Source organism: Mesorhizobium sp. P3_A9, assembly GCF_056402975.1.
In genome coordinates this window covers 1-1383 of record NZ_JBFUGJ010000674.1, presented here as the reverse complement: position 1 = coordinate 1383, position 1383 = coordinate 1, and the positions used below count along the sequence as shown (strand labels likewise).

3 protein-coding genes are annotated in these 1383 nt (G+C 56.5%); 2 read left to right on the top strand and 1 reads right to left on the bottom strand.

Features of this window, described 5'->3' with window-relative positions:
* Window positions 1–432, top strand: a 432-nt coding sequence (locus tag AC1DX0_RS35900; RefSeq protein WP_477359234.1) for a hypothetical protein, incomplete at its 5' end; no start/stop codon positions are given.
* A gap of 37 nt (window positions 433–469) precedes the next feature.
* On the opposite strand, the gene AC1DX0_RS35895 is transcribed toward AC1DX0_RS35900, so the two are convergent.
* Window positions 470–763 carry a hypothetical protein gene (locus tag AC1DX0_RS35895; RefSeq protein WP_477220559.1) on the bottom strand — a complete coding sequence of 98 codons (294 nt, stop codon included), beginning with the start codon at window positions 761–763 and terminating at the stop codon, window positions 470–472.
* A 59-nt stretch (window positions 764–822) separates the two neighbouring features.
* On the opposite strand from AC1DX0_RS35895, the gene AC1DX0_RS35890 reads away from it, so the two are divergent.
* Window positions 823–996: a hypothetical protein gene (locus AC1DX0_RS35890; protein WP_477220560.1), complete on the top strand. Its 174-nt coding sequence runs from the start codon at window positions 823–825 to the stop codon at window positions 994–996.
* Window positions 997–1383 lie beyond the last annotated feature (387 nt).

Here is a 1383-nt window from a genome sequence, read left to right as displayed (position 1 = left end):
CGCCAGACCCCAGTTAACTGGACCCCAGTTTTCAAACGACGCATTCTTCCCTTTGGGGGAAGGATCATGGGCAACAATGTTCTTGCCGGGTGGACAAGGAGACGAAGGCCTTGGTGGCGTTTGCTTCTCCACTATCGTCTCATGACAGTTCTGATGATGCTTGGGGTCGCCACCGCAGCCTACTTGGGGTTCGAAGATCGACACGATCTGCCGCGCGTTCACTATGTCGGTTCGTCAACGAACCATAGAAGCGCTACCCACCAGCCGGGATGCGATATCAAGGGCAACATCAATGAGTGGGGCGAGCATATCTATCATATGTCGGGCCAAAAATATTATTTGGCAACGCGTATAGATCCGGCCCGTGGGGAACGCTGGTTCTGTTCTCAGTGGGAAGCGTGGTGGGCCGGCTGGCGTAAGGCTAAGGTGTAGTGTGGCGCTTATCCGGCAAGGACGCGGCCAAACAGGCCTACGCGCTGCCGCTGGTCTCGCAGTCTTCGTCAAGCGCCACCGACACGGGCAAATAGGAATTGGCAACGAGCCAATCGGCAATGACCGTTTTGATGAGATCAGACTTCGAGACTCTCATCTCAGCTGCCATGCCCAATAGCGCTTCCTCCACCCGAGGATCGAGGTCGATGCCGTCAGTGTTCCTGATCATCAACGCGGCCCGCCGAAGCATGACCTGAAGATCGGCGCGGGATACCTCCGCAATTCGGTCGGACGCGCTTTGGAGTTCTCCTGCGAAGGTCGAGCGGGTCATGGATGCCTTCCTCCCAAAAGATATCGTTCGCCGTCCTCACGATGGACGAGGCAAAACCAATGCGACTGCTGATGGGGCCGAGCGAAGCCAAAACCGCCAAGCTTTCCGCAGCCCCGATGCTCGCAATCATGGTTCTCAATCAAGCCGCGCGATTGCGGTGGCTCCGGGCCTTGCGGCAGACGGATAAATTCTTCGCTCATAGCAATGCAACCGGTTCGACCATGCTCGGATAATCGTTAGCTCGCTTCGGCCGCCGCTGTCCCACGGGCAATCTGTTGGGTAAGACACTTTGATCCGCAAAAAGCAGCTTCGTCTCGGCCTCCTGTTGTGTCAGGCGCAGTGAACAAAATAAGAACATTAGAGTCAAGGGGGGCTTGACCAGAGAGGAATATGTTCCTTATTTGTGGCTCTTTCAGAGGTGGAAAGGAACTTTGGCAAAGCGCCAAAAGCGCTCGCCGGCGAAGCTATGGCAAAAACAGCGGAGGACAATTTCCGGATCGAGGTTTGGGACCGCGAGGAAAAGGTGTGTGTCGAGACGATTTGCCGATCCCCGGACTCGAGCGTCAGCCAAGCAGCGTGGCAGGCAGCTATCAGACGGCGGCCGGGCATGCTCCTTATCC